This is a genomic window from Aliivibrio sp. 1S175 (genome assembly GCF_001690985.1).
In the GTDB taxonomy this organism is placed as follows: domain Bacteria; phylum Pseudomonadota; class Gammaproteobacteria; order Enterobacterales; family Vibrionaceae; genus Aliivibrio.
Map to the genome: position 1 here is coordinate 22,863 of NZ_MAJS01000012.1, position 17,636 is coordinate 40,498.

Genomic DNA, 17,636 nt, shown 5'->3' on the forward strand with positions numbered 1-17,636 from the left:
AAACTTGTATGGTTATTAAGGCAAAAAGTCCTGCAGCATTTGCTGAAAAATACATTATTGAAAGTATTTGGAATGGTCGTTTTCCACCTGGTTCAATTTTACCTGCAGAGCGTGAACTTTCAGAATTAATTGGTGTAACTAGAACGACATTACGTGAAGTACTTCAACGTTTAGCTCGGGATGGATGGTTAACAATTCAACATGGTAAACCAACTAAAGTAAATGATTATATGGAGACATCAGGTCTTCATATTTTAGATACATTAATGACGTTAGTTGATGCTAATAATGCGACATCTATTGTTGAAGATCTATTAGCGGCTCGAACTAATATTAGTTGTATTTTCATCAGACAAGCATTTAAAACGGATAAAGAAGGGTCTTTACGCACCCTTGATCGTGTTATTGATTCTTGTGAACAACTTTTAGCTGCTGAAAATTGGAATGCATTTATTGATGCTTCTCCTTTTGGAGCAAAGCTTAAAGCTGAAATCAAAGAAGATAATGAAAAAGATCCAGCGAAACGTGAAGAGATTTTAATTGCGAAAACATTTAATTATTATGATTATATGCTTTTCCAAGGTGTAGCATTTAAATCTGGCAATCAAATATATGGCTTGATTTTTAATGGTCTTAAAAAGCTATATGCTCGAGTGGGTAGTTACTATTTTTCAAACCCAGAAGCTCGTGAACTTGCCTTACAGTTTTACCGTGATTTAAAGCAGATTTGTGAAGAAGAAAGAAAAGATGCGGTTATGCCAAGAATGCGTCAATATGGTCTTGAAGGTAACCTTATTTGGAATGAGATGAAACTAAATCTCCCAAGTAATTTCAGAGAAGATGATCGTTAATCTACTTTTCTAGCAGCACATCAAAAGGCAGGTATCATAACCTGCCTTTTTTACATCTGCAGTTTGTTAATAAGGCAACAATAGACGTAAAAGTACAACTTAATATAGTGCAATGATACATAATTAGTTTACATATATTCGCTATATAAATTCTAAAGCATTGAGGTTGCTAATGGATTCATTGTGGGTACTACGCAGGTTGTTGCATCTAATGTTAAGAGTGACAGTTTATTAATGATTTATCGGCTTATTTACTGATTTAATTTAACGCCAAATGTTATGTTACAGCTGAAATCAGCGATGTGTATTTGAAAGAAAATCCAGAGAATAGTTCAATGACAGAACATACGACAGGTTCAACTGGAAATGTTGGTATAGCATACGTCTTCTAACAAGATAAATAGCAATTACAAGGTGAAAAGATATAATTTATTTGAAATTGCTTTGAATAATAAGTTAAATAAAAAAGGCGATTCTATTAATAGAACCGCCTTTTTATATAGAGCTTGTTTATTGATTAAACTAAAAACTCTTCTAAATCTGCACCAGCATCAAGTTGAGTTTGAAGAGCTGATGGAGTACGGCCTTGACCTGTCCATGTTTTTTCTGCGCCAGCATGATCTAAAAATTTATATTTAGCAGGGCGAGGAGCGCGTTTTTGTTTAGTTTTTACAGTAGTAGAAGACATTGTGTCTAATAGATCTTCTGGAGCTATACCACTTTCGATCATCATTTGACGAAATTCTTCAAGTTTCGCTTGTTTTTCAGCAAGTTGAGAGCGTTCTTCTGCTTCTGATTCTTGACGTTCAGCGACAACTGATTGCAGTTTTTCAAGTGCTTCTTCTAATTGTTCAAGTGTCATTTCACGAGACAATACACGTAGGCTACGTAGGTTTAGTAGTGTTTTAATAGTATCAGACATTTTTGGTCCTATATTTATTTTGATAATAAATTAATTATATAACATTGTAATAATATAACAAATTTTTTAATTAATAAATAAAAACAATCTTAATGACAAGAATATTAAAAGTGTATTTCCTCTTATAGAGAAAGTTGTAATTAAATATTGATAGGCTACCCATTTGAGTGGTCTGGTGTACTAATGTTAAAATACACATATATAGTATTGCAAAATTGTGTTCAACCCGTACAATGGTCGCACCTAAACGGGTAGAGGCGCACTGCCTAAAAGTAAATTGTCATAGGGTGATTCTGATGACGGCAATTGAAAGGAGTCAGTGCCGAAGTTAATTACGTTAATCAAACGTATTAGCTGGGGTTATTTTGAAAAGGAATAACACTGCCATAGTCAATTTATTTTTTAACTATGGAGCGCTACTGTAGGGAAATGTTTTTCTATTCACTTCCTTAGCGGCACCGCCGTATCTGCAGTAGATCTCCAACCAAACTGGTTGCTGTAGATCATGAACTTAGCTGATTTTTCAAATTCTCCGATATCAATATTGCCCCCATTAGTTGCTTTGGGCTTGGCAATTGTTACTCGCCGAGTACTACTTTCTCTTGGTGTGGGTATCGTTTTAGGCGCAATTCTGCTGTCTAATTACTCCATTTCTGGCACTGCGTCTTATACTTTTAGTTCTGTTAAAGGTGTTTTCATCGATGGTGGTTCTATTAATTCTTGGAATATGAGTATTGTTGCTTTCCTTATTTTATTAGGTATGACAACAGCGTTATTGACTCTTTCTGGTGGTACTCGTGCATTCGCTGAATGGGCACAAACAAGAATTAAAAGTAAACGTGGTGCAAAACTACTTGCTGCTTCTCTTGGTGTCTTTATTTTTGTTGATGATTATTTTAATAGCTTAGCTGTTGGTTCAATATCCCGCCCTGTAACTGACCGTTTTTATGTTTCAAGAGCCAAGCTTGCTTATATTCTAGATTCAACTGCCGCTCCAATGTGTGTATTAATGCCAGCTTCAAGTTGGGGTGCTTATATCATTACTATTATTGGTGGTATTTTAGTTTCACACGGCGTGACTGAATATTCGGCATTAGGTGCCTATGTTCGCCTGATCCCTATGAACTTTTATGCTGTGTTTGCACTATTAATGGTATTCGCTGTTGTTTGGTTCCAATTAGATGTTGGCCCAATGCGTGATCATGAAAATGAAGCCGCGCGTGGTAATGGATTTGATGATCAAGCGGTTAATGCGGAATCTAAAGACTTAAATGAAGAATTAAATATTAAGGAAAGTGAAACAGGTAAAGTATCTGATTTGATTTTCCCTATTATCGTACTTATTGTGGCAACTATTTTCTTCATGATATACACGGGTGGACAAGCATTAATTAGTGACGGCAAAGAATTTAATATTCTGGGTGCATTTGAAAATACGAATGTTGGCGCGTCACTATGCTACGGTGGTTTAATTGGTTTAGCCGCTTCATTAGTTACTGTGTTTCGTCAGGATATATCACTAAAAGACATTGGTATGACAATGTGGATTGGTGCGAAATCGATGTTTGGTGCAATCTTAATCCTATTCTTTGCATGGACTATTGGTTCTGTCATTGGTGATATGCAAACTGGTTCTTACCTATCTAGTCTAGCGCAAGGTAGCATTGGTATTCATTGGATCCCAGTAATTCTATTCCTATTATCTGGTCTAATGGCATTTAGTACAGGTACTTCATGGGGTACATTCGGTATTATGCTTCCAATTGCTGGTGATATGGCTGGTGCAACCGACATTACGCTTATCTTACCTATGTTAGGGGCAGTATTGGCGGGCTCTGTATTTGGTGATCACTGTTCACCAATTTCAGATACGACAATTCTATCTTCAACGGGGGCTCGTTGTAGTCATATTGACCACGTTGCAACTCAATTACCTTATGCATTATCAATTGCTGCTGTTTCTGCGGTTGGCTATATTGCGCTTGGTTTTACCGGTTCTGTATTGATGGCATTCCTTGCTTCTACCGCTGCCTTTATCCTTGTTTGTAGTGGTTTAATGGTTCTGTCTAAAAAGCGTACAGTAACAGCGTAAGCGTTTTTTAGTTATAAATTAACCGGTCATCATGGCCGGTTTTTTATTGCTTTTTATTCCTTAAATCGCGATCATAACCCTCTTGTTTACACTGATTGGAGTGCTTTGTGTCTCGTTATACTTTACCTAATATTGATAAACATTCACCCTTTCAAAAAGAATTCGAACCTGCCATTCAAGATCTTATTGTTCATGTCCGCTCAGCTGTGCCTAAATCGATTCATAGTATTTATCTATATGGTAGCGTAGCAAGGCGTGAAGCAATTTCTGGACGATCTAACTTAGATGTAACCTTGATTACAACGGTGCCCTTAACCAATAAAGAACAAACCTTAATTAATACCATTAAAATAAGGTTTCAATCGAAATACCCGCAAATCACAGGGGTTACTTTTACTATTGGTGAAGTAACTGAAGTATTGCAGCTAGAATCAATATTCAGTTGGGGCTTTTGGCTTCGTCATTGTTGTGTTTGTATTTTGGGTGATGATTTATCTACTCGATTTGGTGATTTTGAACCCAGCTGGGAAATCGCAAAAAATATGAATATAGACATACAGGAATGGCTACAGGTATACACAAAAAAAATATCAGTGAGTACCAGCATTAATGTTCAAGTTGAACAACAAAAAACGATAGCCAAAAAATTATTACGAAGTTGCTACTCTTTAGTCATGCATAGAGATAAAGGTTGGTATGATCATCCTGTGCTTTGTGCTCGAAAATTTTTGGAATATTATCCAGAAAAACAAACTGAAATTGAAAGGGTCGTTATGTTATTAAAAGGACGTAAAATCCCTAAACGTTCAACCATTGCCTTATTAGAAGAGTTTGGCGGTTGGGTTGTCAGTGAGTTTAATAAAATTGAAAGAAGAATAGGGTAAGCATTGAATTCATATCAGAGTGGCTTTTTACTTACTCGACAAAATAAAGAGATAAACTCTAATACTTTGATCGACTTATGGGTTAAATGTGATGACCACATCGCACACTTACTGGTTGAGAATGAACAAGCCGTTGCCTTTATTTTACAAGAACGCTTATCTGAATATGAATCTTTATTGAAATCAGAGAATATTCCTTATCTTATTAAGAATATTCAATTAACAACTTTTCACCACCAACCAGTTGTAGGTCTTTACTTTTCAACAACTCAACAAAAACGTCAAATGAGTCAGTTGATTGAACAAGCTGGTTTACCTATTTTTGAAAGTGATATTCGATTAGCTGATCGATATTTAATGGAGCGTTTTATTTGTGGTGGCTTGAATTTTGTAGGCTCCGCGATACAAAAAAGAGGCTATGTTGAATATCGTAACGTTAAAATAAAATCAGCTTCCATTTCACCTCAATTCACAAAAGTGTCGCTTGATATCGAATGTTCTGAAAAAGGTATTTTATATTCAGTAGCGCTGCATAGTGACTTAGATTCTCGAATTATTATGATCGGAGAGCCAGAGCATTCAGATCTATCTATTCAATGGGTTGATAATGAAAAAGCCCTGTTACTCGCTCTTGAGCATTGGTTCCAGACATTTGACCCTGATATTGTGATTGGTTGGAATGTTATTAATTTCGATTTCAGATTATTAATCCAACGAGCGAAATGGCATAACCTAGCTTTTCGAATAGGTAGAGGCAATAGCACGTTATATTGGCGAGATTCAGATAAAAATCGTCAACAAGGTTTTCTTTCTTTTCCAGGAAGAGTGGTGCTAGATGGCATTGATGCACTTAAAACCGCGACGTATCACTTTTCGAGTTGGTCTTTAGAATCAGTAGCGCAAGAGTTACTGAATGAGGGTAAATCGATACATGACCCAAGTGATCGTATGGGGGAAATTAATCGAATGTATCGTGAAGATAAGCAATCACTCGCTAAATATAACCTACAAGATTGTATTTTAGTTACCCGTATCTTTGAATTAACGCATTTGATTGAATTTGTTATTGAACGAACCAAATTAACTGGCGTGGAATTAGACCGTGTAGGAGGATCTGTTGCTGCTTTTACTAATTTGTATTTACCAAGGTTACATCGCTCAGGTTATGTCGCGCCTAACTTGGAAAGTGAAAATTGGATAGCAAGTCCTGGAGGCTATGTTATGAATTCAAAGCCAGGGTTGTATGAGTCAGTACTCGTTCTTGATTTTAAATCACTATATCCCTCAATCATTCGAACATTTAGAATCGATCCTCTTGGATTAATTGAAGGATTAAAGCAAGAGATAGGAAAAGAGCCTGAGCAAGCGATTGAGGGGTTTAGAGGTGGGCGTTTTCATCGAAAAAAACACTTTTTACCTGCATTAATTGAATCTTTATGGTCAGCTAGAGATGAAGCAAAGCGCAATAATGAAAAAGCTTTTTCCCAAGCGATTAAGATAATCATGAACTCTTTTTATGGCGTTTTAGGCTCATCAGGGTGTCGATTCTTTGATCATCGATTAGCATCTTCAATTACGATGCGTGGGCATGAGATCATGAAAACTACTCGAGAGCTAATTGAAGAAAAAGGCTATGAGGTTATTTATGGCGATACGGATTCGACATTTGTTACTTTAGGAAAATCGATATCATCAAAAGAAGCAGATGATATTGGGCAGAGTTTAGTTTCGCATATTAACCAATGGTGGACTCAACATTTAACATCAATTTACAACATTGATTCAGCCTTAGAAATTGAATATGAAACGCATTACCGTACTTTTTTGATGCCAACGATCAGAGGATCGGAAACGGGGTCAAAAAAACGTTATGCAGGATTGATAAGGAATAATGGCAAAGAAGAGATTATTTTTAAAGGATTAGAGACGGTAAGGACTGATTGGACACCTCTGTCACAAACGTTCCAAAAAGTACTATTTGATAAAGTGTTTCATCAACAAGAAGTCAAAGAGTATGTTCGTACTTATGTGGATGATACGAAATCAGGAAAGTTAGATGATCAATTAATTTATAGAAAACGGTTAAGACGAAAGCTAGATGATTATCAAAAAAACGTTCCTCCTCATGTTAAAGCGGCGAGATTAGCTGATTATCATCGTCAAAAAATGGGGAAACCACCTCAATATCAATACGGTGGCTGGATTGAATATATTATTACAACATCAGGACCTGAACCGATAGAATTTCTAAGGAGTCCAATCGATTATGATCACTATGTTGAAAAACAATTAAAACCCATTGCAGATGGGATCCTTCCTTTTATAGGATTAGATTTTACGCAATTATCAGCATCGCAATTAGGTCTATTTTAACGAATCTTTTTATTGTATATTAATATCTGAGAGTGGAAATTTACTTCCTTATTTCATATACTTATTTTTTTTATACGTGATTGGTATAGATAAATAGGACCTAAAGTCAATACTATTTTAATAGTAAAACTTTGCGTCTTAACGCATAATCAATACGAGACAGCCTTATTTTTTAAGGTAAAATAGAGCATAAAATTCACCTCAATCGAGGTAGCGGTAAATTAAGTCGGAGTGTCAGTTGTGATTAGAGTTTTCCTTGTAGATGATCATGAGCTGGTTCGCACAGGGATTAGACGTATTCTTGAAGACGTCCGTGGAATTAAAGTAGTAGGGGAAGCTCACAGCGGTGAAGACGCCGTAAAATGGTGTCGAACAGAACAGGCAGATATTGTTCTAATGGATATGAACATGCCTGGCATTGGTGGCCTAGAAGCCACGAAAAAGATTTTACGATTCAATCCAGATATGAAAGTAATAGTATTAACTATTCATACTGAAAATCCATTTCCAACGAAAGTAATGCAAGCTGGTGCTGCTGGTTATTTAACGAAAGGAGCAGGCCCAGACGAAATGGTTAACGCTATTCGAATGGTGCAAAGTGGACAACGTTACTTGTCTCCTGAAATAGCGCAACAAATGGCATTAAGTCAATTTACGCCTGATTCTGAAAACCCATTTAAAGAGTTGTCAGAACGTGAATTACAAATAATGATTATGATTACTAAGGGCGAGAAAGTAACGGATATTTCCGAACAACTGAATTTAAGCCCAAAAACAGTAAACAGTTATCGTTATCGATTATTCAGTAAATTGAGTATCAGTGGTGATGTAGAATTAACTCATTTAGCTATTCGTCATGGTATTTTAGATGCTGAGACATTGTAGTGTCTTCTTTTGATTCAACTGCTTTCTTAAAATCAGTAACTCATCAGCCTGGTGTTTATCGTATGTATAACACTGAGGCTGACGTTATTTATGTAGGTAAAGCCAAAGATTTAAAAAAACGATTATCTAGTTATTTTCGTAGTAATATCCCTTCAGAAAAAACTAAAGCGCTTGTTACTCATATTGCTCAAATAGATGTAACGGTAACACACTCAGAAACCGAAGCTCTTATACTAGAGCACAATTATATTAAGCAGTATTTACCTAAATATAATGTATTGCTTAGAGACGATAAGTCATATCCTTATATTTTCATTTCGAATCATCAGCATCCTAGGATCTCTATCCATCGCGGAACGAAACGAAAAAAAGGGGAGTATTTTGGTCCTTATCCAGATTCTGGAGCGGTAAGAGAAAGCCTACACCTTATTCAAAAACTTTTTCCTATTCGTCAATGCGAAGATTCTGTCTATGCAAACCGCCATCGACCTTGCTTGATGTATCAAATTGGGCGTTGTTTAGCGCCTTGTGTAAAAGGAATTATCAGCGATGAAGAATACAAAGAGCAAACTGAATTTATTCGTTTATTTTTGCAAGGGAAAGACAGACAAGTTATTCAAACACTAGTAGAACAAATGGAAGACGCAAGTCAGTCATTGAAATTTGAAAAAGCAGCTACGATCCGAGATCAAATTCAAGCGATGAGACGAGTACAAGAACAACAGTATGTATCTGATGATAGTGGTGATGATCTTGATGTTCTTGGTTTTGCTATAGAGAATGGGTTAGCTTGCATTCACTTGTTGATGATTAGACAAGGTAAAATTTTAGGAAGTCGTAGTTTCTTTCCTAAGATCCCGGCTAAAACAGAAAAAGATGAAGTATTTCTAAGCTTTTTGACACAATACTATTTAAACCATTCTCAAGGTCGAACGATACCGAATAGAGTGGTGACAAGCTTCGAATTCAACGGTGATAGTTTAGAAACGGCGCTAACCGAGCTCTCTGGGCGAAAGGTTATTTTTCAGTTAAACCCGAAAGGAATAAAAGGGCGATATTTAAAGCTAGCAGATACGAATGCGTTAACTGCATTGACGAGTAAATCTAATCATAAGCTAACTATTTATCAGAGATTTAAACAGCTTGAAGAGGCATTATCTTTAGCGTCGATCCAAAGGATGGAATGTTTTGATATTAGCCACACAATGGGAGAGAAGACGGTTGCTTCGTGCGTTGTTTTTAATCAGGAAGGACCAGTAAAAGCAGAGTATAGGCGGTATAATATAACTGGAATAACCGGAGGGGATGATTACGCAGCGATGGCTCAAGTACTTGAACGTCGTTACAGTAAACAGCTTGATGTGGATAAAATTCCAGACATTGTCTTTATTGATGGCGGTAAAGGGCAGTTAAACAGAGCTTATGATGTTATCTCTAAGCATTGGGATGATTGGCCAAAACAGCCTCTTTTGCTGGGTATCGCAAAAGGGGTGACACGTAAACACGGGTTGGAGACTTTGGTCAAAACGTCGGGTGAAGAATTTTCAATGCCAAGTGATTCACCTGCTTTGCATTTAATTCAACATATTAGGGATGAAAGTCATAATCACGCGATTAGTGGTCATCGAGCACAACGTGCGAAAGTAAGAAAAACCAGTACGTTACAAAATATCGAAGGGGTTGGTCCGAAACGAAGACAGGCTTTATTGCAATATTTAGGTGGTCTACAAGAATTAAAAAGTGCAAGTGTTGAAGAAATAGCCAAAGTGCCTGGAATTAGTCATTCTTTGGCAGAAAAAATACAGGATGCGTTGAAACACGGGTAAAAAAAGCGCACCATAGGATCAGCCGACCAAAATTTAAGAATTATTATGCGATTAACGATACCAAATATACTTACGTTTATTCGACTAGCACTTATTCCAGTGTTTGTTGTTGTTTTTTACCTACCTTATGAATGGTCAGCGGTTGCTGCTGCAATGGTATTCTGGGTTGCAGGTTTTACAGATTGGTTAGATGGATTATTAGCAAGAAAACTCGGTCAAACTTCTCGTTTTGGTGCTTTTTTAGACCCTGTCGCTGATAAAGTAATGGTCGCAGCGGCTTTAATTTTGATTACAGAGCATTATCATTCTGTTTGGATTACTATTCCTGCAATAACAATGATTGGACGTGAACTTATTATTTCAGCATTGAGAGAGTGGATGGCTGAAATTGGTAAGCGGGCAAGTGTTGCGGTGTCGTGGGTAGGTAAAGTAAAAACGGTTTCTCAAATGTTTGCTTTGTGGGTTTTGATTTGGCGTTATGATGATTGGATGGTGTGGGTTGGCTATGTTGCACTTTATGTAGCGACAATTTTAACCTACTGGTCTATGGTTCAATACCTAGCTGCAGCAAAAGATGATTTGCTTAATGCAGATGATTAGATAGATAATCGAGATGAAAAGCGAACTTTGGTTCGCTTTTTTTATATCTTAAAAATAAACCACGCATAGTGATCTGATATAACAAGCTTTTGTATTAGTATTTTCTTTAACATCAACATCATTTTTTCAATTATCTTGTTCCTTAAGCTGGTTGAAGAGCTTGTTTTCGTTTGTTTTATATTCATTTTGAGTGCATTTTATTCAAACGAAACAAAAACACAAAAATAGTGTTGACTCTAAGTGCTGAATCAGTAAAATGCGTCCTGTACCCAAGAGGAAGGCAGCAAATAAGCCGCTAGATAGCTTGGATTACAACGGCGCCTTGGCAGAGTGGCTATGCAGCGGATTGCAAATCCGTGAACCTCGGTTCGATTCCGGGAGGCGCCTCCATTCTCTTTTAAAGAGAAGACTTGCGACACTAGCTCAGCTGGTAGAGCGCAACCTTGCCAAGGTTGAGGTCACGAGTTCGAGCCTCGTGTGTCGCTCCAAATTTTGTAAAAAGTAGTCAAGTAACATTGGCAGACTGCTTAAAAGATGGTGTCTAACCCGCTTTATTATAAAGCGCATTGGTTGGGAGCATCGCAATAAAGAATTGCGTGCCCTGGTGGTGGAATTGGTAGACACAAGGGATTTAAAATCCCTCGGCGTTCGCGCTGTGCCGGTTCAAGTCCGGCCCGGGGCACCATCTATTAAAGTCTATATCGCAAGATATAGCATGCGACACTAGCTCAGCTGGTAGAGCGCAACCTTGCCAAGGTTGAGGTCACGAGTTCGAGCCTCGTGTGTCGCTCCAAATTTGTAAAAAGTAGTCAAGTAACATTGGCAGACTGCTTAAAAGATGGTGTCTAACCTGCTTTATTATTAAAGCGCATTGGTTGGGAGCATCGCAATAAAGAATTGCGTGCCCTGGTGGTGGAATTGGTAGACACAAGGGATTTAAAATCCCTCGGCGTTCGCGCTGTGCCGGTTCAAGTCCGGCCCGGGGCACCATCTATAAAGTCTATATCGCAAGATATAGCATGCGACACTAGCTCAGCTGGTAGAGCGCAACCTTGCCAAGGTTGAGGTCACGAGTTCGAGCCTCGTGTGTCGCTCCAAATTAAGAAGCCCAATCAGAAATGGTTGGGCTTTTTGACGTTTGTAGCAGAGTAAGAAGAGGCTCGACTCATGACCTCAATAACTATCAATTCAACTGGTAGAGCGCAACCTTGCCAAGGTTGAGGTCACGCCTAGCACCTCGAAGATCGGGAGCCTCGTGTGTCGCTTTAGTTTCTTTAAATAGAAAGTAGAAGCCCAATCAGAAATAGTTGGGCTTTTTGACGTTTGTAGCAAAGTAGAATAACGCTATAGATTGCCTTCAATTAGAATAGCTTATTTGGTAAAGGCCATTATTTATTAATAGTAAGATCTAAATGATACTTCTATTATGGAAAATCATTGCCATGTTATGAACAGATATGTTATTTTCATTCACAATCTCGGAACCGTTCTGGGGGAGACGCGTTTTACTATCAAATGAAATAGTAAATACGTAGGGTAGGTATCAACAAGGTTATTGTTGATAGAAGGGATACTAGTGACAAAATGTCACGTTTATGGGAAACCCAACAGTGAACGAATTTAAATTACACACCACAATCCGCTTTATCTTTCCAATCTGTCCGGTTCTTGAAGCTGGAAGCATTACTGAACCTTGAATCTTTGAAAAATCATAGCCATCACTTGGCTTAATTTCCATAAGCACATTGCTATGGAATGCATTTTTACATCTTAACTTTTCTCACTTTTAGTTTTTGGCATTATTTTGTCAAAAAAAGAGCACGGGTAAGTTAAAGGAATATATGATTTTTCAAGGTTAGAAAAATGAGTACACTTTTTGATGTCAATACTGACATTGTAATACCAAAATTTTCAGTTGAAACTCCTATTGTCGATGAGCTTTATGACTTAACTCCAGATCATAATGTCGTTGAACAGTCTGAAAATGAATCCAAAGTACGATCATATCCTCATCGTTTTCCTATAGCGATACAACAAGCGTGTGGTGCATTGGTTGAGGATACTCGGGGCCAAATTTATTTAGATTGTCTTGCGGGAGCAGGTACACTCGCATTAGGTTATAACCACCCCGAAATTAATCAAGCACTAAAGGATCATCTAGATTCAGGGTTACCGTACCAAACACTAGATATAACCACTCCTGTTAAAAATAAATTTATTCAACGGGTAAAATCATTCTTACCTTCTTATTTCTCAGAGTCCTCGGTTATTCAATTTTGCGGACCTTCCGGTGCCGATGCTGTAGAAGCGGCAATCAAGTTAGCAAAGCAAACGACAGGCCGAAACACTATGTTTGCTTTTCGTGGTGCTTATCATGGTATGACTAATGGCACGATGGGGTTAATGGGGAATCTCGGAACAAAAGCTCGTCGAACGGGATTAATGTCAGAGGTTCATTTTATGCCATTCCCATACGACCTTCGCTGTCCTTTTGGTATCGGTGGTGATGCAGGTGCAGAAGCGAGTATTCGCTATATCGAACGTTTATTAAATGACGATGAAGCTGGAATTATGAAACCTGCAGCCATGATCGTTGAACCAATTCAAGGTGAGGGTGGTGTTATTCCAGCGCCCGCATTTTGGTTAAAAGAATTACGCAGAGTCTGTGACGAACATAATATTCTCTTGATCCTTGATGAAATTCAATGTGGTGTAGCTAAGTCTGGGTACAACTTTGCATTTGAAGAGTCAGGGATCACGCCTGATATTCTTTGTCTATCAAAAGCAATTGGTGGTGGATTGCCAATGTCATTGCTTGTCTTTAACAAGACGATAGATACTTGGAATGCAGGAGAGCACACGGGAACCTTTAGAGGAAACCAGCTTGCTATGGTATCAGGGTCAAAAGCATTAGAGATAATACAACGTGATAGTTTAGTTACTAAGGCACAAGTTGTTGGAGAATATTTTAAAAAAGGATTACAAGCAATTCAACAGCGAGTCAGTTGTATTGCTGAGGTGCGTGGTCGTGGTCTGATGTTGGGTGTCGAGATCCAACAAAGAGACGGAAGTAAAAATAAATTTGGAGAACCAAACAGTGATGGCGAACTCACATTAGCTATTCAACGAGCTTCCTTAGAGCGTGGGCTTATGATTGAAAAAGGAGGCCGAGATGGGTCAGTTCTTCGCTTCTTACCGCCTTTAATTATTAGTCTTGAGCAAATAGATTTTGCGTTAAAAGTACTAGAAGAGGCCATTGTTTCACTCTCGCCTGAAGTTCAAAATGAGCAAGAGCCTCAAGACAGTTGGAAGCCGCATTTTATCCAAACTGGTGAAGGAGGATCTGAGCAATTCCTCACGATGTTAAATCACACCAACAAAGCATTGTCTTCTGTGTTTGAAAAGATAGATAAGCCTTACTCTGGACTTGAACCAGCACAGCTCGAACAAGCAATCCATAACGTTGATTTAGACAGTAAGCCACATAATTTGCGTGATGTTATTGATAGCACAATCGATTTGGTAGTCAAAAACGCCATCATTGTTCAGCATCCTCACTGTATTGCTCACCTTCATACGCCTCCATTATTACCAGCTATAGCTGCAGAGGCGATGATAGCCGCTTTAAACCAATCAATGGATTCTTGGGACCAAGCTTCATCTGCAACTTACGTTGAGCAAAAAGTGATTAATTGGGTTTGTGGGAAATACCAGTTAGGCCATAAGGCAGATGGTGTTTTTACTAGCGGTGGTACACAAAGCAATTTAATGGGATTACTGCTTGCTAGGGATTGGATTGCCGACAAAATAAGTGATCATTCAATTCAACAAATGGGCTTACCTGATTATGCGGATAGATTACGAATTATATGCTCTAAAAAATCACATTTTACTGTCCAAAAATCGGCCTCTTTATTAGGTTTAGGAGAGAGTTCAGTATGCAGTGTTGACGCTAATCATAACGGTACAATTAATATTAATTCATTAGAAAAAACGCTGAATGAATTAAAAGAAAGTGGGCTCATTCCCTTTGTATTAGTAGGAACCGCTGGGACGACGGATCATGGTGCTATTGATGATTTATCCGCTCTTGCAGACTTAGCTCAATCACAAGGTATGTGGTTCCATGTTGATGCCGCTTATGGGGGAGCATTGGTATTAAGTCGTCATAAGAAACGTTTGAATGGTATTGATAAAGCAGATTCGCTCAGCGTTGATTTTCATAAACTATTTTATCAAACCGTTAGCTGTGGTGCGCTATTAGTGAAAGACAAATCACACCTTGGTTATTTATTGCATCATGCAGAGTACTTAAACCGAGAAGAAGATGAAATGCCTAATTTAGTTGATAAATCCATTGCTACAACGAAACGATTTGATGCGCTCAAAGTCTTTATGACAATGCAAAGTGTTGGGCCAGAACAGCTCGGTAAAATGTACGATCATCTGTTAGAACAGACACAAAAAGTCGCTGAATTAATTACTCATCGTGAGGGGTTTGAATTACTGGAAACACCTTCATTATCAACCATATTATTTCGTGTTAAAAACTCAAATATCAAAGATTTAGATAAGTTTAATAAAACATTGAGAGTTGAAGCGTTAATTCGTGGAATCGCAGTATTAGGTGAAACTGTCGTGGGTGAAAAAACAGCGTTGAAATTCACCATATTAAATCCATGTTTAAAGATCAGTGATTTTGAATCTTTATTAGAAAAAATTGAAAATTTAATAATTGAATTAGAAAAATAAGGGTAAAACGATAATGTCTATTCTACAAATTGGCGCCGGTGGCGTTGGATGGGTAATTGCACATAAAGCAGCTCAAAATAATGACACGTTAGGTGATATCACGATTGCTTCTCGTACCATTGCAAAATGTGAAAAGATCATCGAATCGATTAAAGGTAAGAACAACCTGAAAGATACGACGAAAAAACTAGAAGCAAAAGCCGTAAATGCAGATGATATTGACGCACTTGTTGCTCTTATTGAAGATGTTAAGCCTGATCTTGTCATTAATGCCGGCCCTCCATGGGTAAATATGTCAATTATGGAAGCGTGCTATCAAGCACAAGTCTCGTATTTAGACACATCGGTAGCTGTGGATTTATGCTCAGAAGGACAACAAGTGCCTGAAGCCTATGATTGGCAATGGGGTTACCGTGAAAAATTTAAAGACGCCGGCATTACTGGCATTCTAGGTGCAGGTTTTGATCCCGGCGTAGTCAGCGTATTTGCTGCCTATGCCGTTAAGCATCTGTTTGATGAGATCGAAACTATTGATGTAATGGATATCAACAATGGTGATCACGGTAAAAAATTTGCAACCAATTTTGACCCTGAAACTAATATGTTAGAGATCCAAGGAGATTCTTTCTATTGGGAAAATGGAAAATGGAAGCAAGTTCCGTGTCATACACGTATGCTTGAATTTGATTTCCCACATTGTGGTAGCCATAAAGTCTATTCAATGGCACATGATGAAGTACGTTCAATGAAAGAGTTTATCCCTGCAAAACGGATTGAATTTTGGATGGGGTTCGGGGATACCTACTTAAATTATTTTAATTGTATGCGTGATATTGGCTTATTAAGTCCTGATCCACTGACATTGCATGACGGTACGGTTGTTCAGCCTCTACATGTATTAAAAGCGTTATTGCCAGATCCAACGTCCCTTGCTCCTGGTTATACAGGGTTAACTTGTATTGGAACCTGGGTGCAAGGTAAAAAAGACGGAAAAGAGCGCAGTGTGTTTATTTACAATAATGCCGATCATGAAGTGGCATATGAAGACGTAGAGCATCAAGCGATTTCTTATACTACAGGTGTACCTGCAATTACTGCAGCATTACAATTTTTTCATGGTAAATGGGCAGATGCTGGTGTTTTCAATATGGAACAGTTAGATCCTGATCCGTTTCTAGAAACGATGCCAACAATTGGCTTGGATTGGCATGTGCAAGAGCTAGTGCCAGGGCAAGCAAAGATCAACACGTTAAAATAAATCAGTAGAGAACATAATCATGAGAGCTCAATTGAATAAGAATAACTTAAAAACACCTTATTTTATGATTGATGAAAAGAAGTTAGTTGCTAATCTTGAAGTAGCTAAACGATTAAAAGAGCTATCAGGGGTCAAGTTAGTATTGGCATTAAAATGCTTTTCGACGTGGGGCATATTTAGCATCATTAAACCTTATCTTGACGGTACAACAAGCAGTGGTCCTTATGAAGTCAAATTAGGTAATGAGACTTTTGGTGGTGAAACCCATGCTTACAGTGTGGGCTACAGTGAAGATGATGTAAAAGAAGTCGTCGATATTTGCGATAAAATGATCTTTAATTCGCAATCGCAACTTGCAGCTTATCGCCATTTAGTTGAAGGAAAGGCATCAATAGGACTTCGCTTAAATCCCGGAGTCAGTTATGCAGGCCAAGACTTGGCTAACCCTGCTCGTGAATTTTCACGTTTAGGAGTACAAGCTGATCATCTCGATCCTCAAGTGCTTGAAAGTATCAATGGTGTTATGTTCCACATGAATTGTGAAAATAAAGACGTAGATGCATTTTCATCATTATTAGAAGCAATTTCAGATAAATTTGGTGCTTATCTCGATAAGTTAGAGTGGGTAAGTTTAGGGGGTGGTGTGTTCTTTACATGGCCAGACTATGATGTTGAAAAATTAGCATTGGTTTTAAAAACGTTTTCAGAGAGGCATGGAGTACAACTCTATCTTGAGCCAGGCGAAGCGATCATTACAAAAACCGCGGATCTTGTTGTGAGTGTGGTCGATATTGTTGAGAATGGTAAGAAAACAGCCATAGTTGATTCTGCAACAGAAGCACATCGTCTTGATACCTTAATCTATAATGAACCAGCATCAGTATTAGAGTCTTCTGAGAATGGGAAATACAATTATGTGATTGGATCTTGTTCATGTTTAGCGGGAGATCAGTTTTGCGAAACACAATTTGAACAACCATTAGAAATAGGCCAAAAGCTGCACCTATTAGATAGCGCTGGTTATACCATGGTGAAGCTAAACTGGTTTAACGGTTTGAAAATGCCATCTATATACTGTGAGCGAGCCAACGGTCAGATTGAAAAAATGAATGAGTTTAGTTATAACGATTTCAAACGCTCATTATCACAATGGACAGTTAGTTAACTGTAATTAATGCATATAACAATGGCAG

The 17,636-nt window shown here is 37.9% G+C and carries 11 protein-coding genes, 6 tRNA genes and 1 riboswitch; of the genes, 16 read left to right on the forward strand and 1 reads right to left on the reverse strand.

Features of this window, described 5'->3' with window-relative positions; genetic code table 11:
- Positions 1-8: 8 nt before the first annotated feature.
- Positions 9-851: a fatty acid metabolism transcriptional regulator FadR gene (gene fadR / locus A6E06_RS06180; protein WP_065592952.1), complete on the forward strand. Its 843-nt coding sequence runs from the start codon at positions 9-11 to the stop codon at positions 849-851.
- 517 nt (positions 852-1,368) lie between these two features.
- Here the strand turns inward: fadR and A6E06_RS06185 are convergent.
- On the reverse strand, positions 1,369-1,773 hold the full coding sequence (locus A6E06_RS06185) for an H-NS family nucleoid-associated regulatory protein (protein WP_065592953.1): 405 nt from the start codon (positions 1,771-1,773) through the stop codon (positions 1,369-1,371).
- Positions 1,774-2,017: 244 nt separating this feature from the next.
- Positions 2,018-2,200: riboswitch (Lysine riboswitch) on the forward strand.
- A 78-nt stretch (positions 2,201-2,278) separates the two neighbouring features.
- On the opposite strand from A6E06_RS06185, the gene A6E06_RS06190 reads away from it, so the two are divergent.
- The 15 genes from A6E06_RS06190 to nspC all read left to right on the forward strand — a co-directional run bounded on the left by A6E06_RS06190 (position 2,279) and on the right by nspC (position 17,608).
- Positions 2,279-3,865 (forward strand): Na+/H+ antiporter NhaC family protein, encoded by a 1,587-nt coding sequence (locus A6E06_RS06190; protein ID WP_065592954.1) that lies wholly within the window; start codon positions 2,279-2,281, stop codon positions 3,863-3,865.
- Positions 3,866-3,972: 107 nt separating this feature from the next.
- Positions 3,973-4,749, forward strand: a complete 777-nt coding sequence (locus tag A6E06_RS06195) for a nucleotidyltransferase domain-containing protein (RefSeq protein ID WP_065592955.1) — start codon at positions 3,973-3,975, stop codon at positions 4,747-4,749.
- A gap of 3 nt (positions 4,750-4,752) precedes the next feature.
- Entirely contained in the window at positions 4,753-7,122 is a 2,370-nt protein-coding gene (locus tag A6E06_RS06200; protein ID WP_065592956.1) for a DNA polymerase II, read from the forward strand.
- Between the two features lie 240 nt (positions 7,123-7,362).
- Positions 7,363-8,007 carry a UvrY/SirA/GacA family response regulator transcription factor gene (gene uvrY, locus A6E06_RS06205; RefSeq protein ID WP_065592957.1) on the forward strand — a complete coding sequence of 215 codons (645 nt, stop codon included), beginning with the start codon at positions 7,363-7,365 and terminating at the stop codon, positions 8,005-8,007.
- Positions 8,007-9,833, forward strand: coding sequence for an excinuclease ABC subunit UvrC (gene uvrC / locus A6E06_RS06210; RefSeq protein WP_065592958.1), 1,827 nt, complete (start codon positions 8,007-8,009; stop codon positions 9,831-9,833). The genes uvrY and uvrC overlap by 1 nt, the downstream gene beginning before the upstream one ends.
- A 45-nt stretch (positions 9,834-9,878) precedes the next feature.
- Entirely contained in the window at positions 9,879-10,433 is a 555-nt protein-coding gene (gene pgsA / locus A6E06_RS06215; RefSeq protein ID WP_065592959.1) for a CDP-diacylglycerol--glycerol-3-phosphate 3-phosphatidyltransferase, read from the forward strand.
- Between the two features lie 316 nt (positions 10,434-10,749).
- Positions 10,750-10,823: transfer RNA gene (locus A6E06_RS06220), tRNA-Cys, on the forward strand.
- A gap of 22 nt (positions 10,824-10,845) precedes the next feature.
- Positions 10,846-10,921, forward strand: a tRNA-Gly gene (locus A6E06_RS06225).
- Positions 10,922-11,031: 110 nt separating this feature from the next.
- Positions 11,032-11,118, forward strand: a tRNA-Leu gene (locus tag A6E06_RS06230).
- Positions 11,119-11,150: 32 nt separating this feature from the next.
- Positions 11,151-11,226, forward strand: a tRNA-Gly gene (locus A6E06_RS06235).
- Positions 11,227-11,336: 110 nt separating this feature from the next.
- Positions 11,337-11,423, forward strand: a tRNA-Leu gene (locus A6E06_RS06240).
- A 31-nt stretch (positions 11,424-11,454) separates the two neighbouring features.
- Positions 11,455-11,530 (forward strand) — tRNA-Gly (locus tag A6E06_RS06245).
- 766 nt (positions 11,531-12,296) lie between these two features.
- On the forward strand, positions 12,297-15,185 hold the full coding sequence (locus A6E06_RS06250; protein WP_065592960.1) for a pyridoxal phosphate-dependent class III aminotransferase: 2,889 nt from the start codon (positions 12,297-12,299) through the stop codon (positions 15,183-15,185).
- 13 nt (positions 15,186-15,198) lie between these two features.
- The gene (locus A6E06_RS06255) at positions 15,199-16,443 is read left to right on the forward strand and encodes a carboxynorspermidine synthase (RefSeq protein WP_065592961.1); all 1,245 of its coding nucleotides are present in this window, start codon (positions 15,199-15,201) and stop codon (positions 16,441-16,443) included.
- Between the two features lie 31 nt (positions 16,444-16,474).
- Positions 16,475-17,608: a carboxynorspermidine decarboxylase gene (gene nspC, locus A6E06_RS06260; RefSeq protein WP_176713274.1), complete on the forward strand. Its 1,134-nt coding sequence runs from the start codon at positions 16,475-16,477 to the stop codon at positions 17,606-17,608.
- Positions 17,609-17,636: the final 28 nt, after the last annotated feature.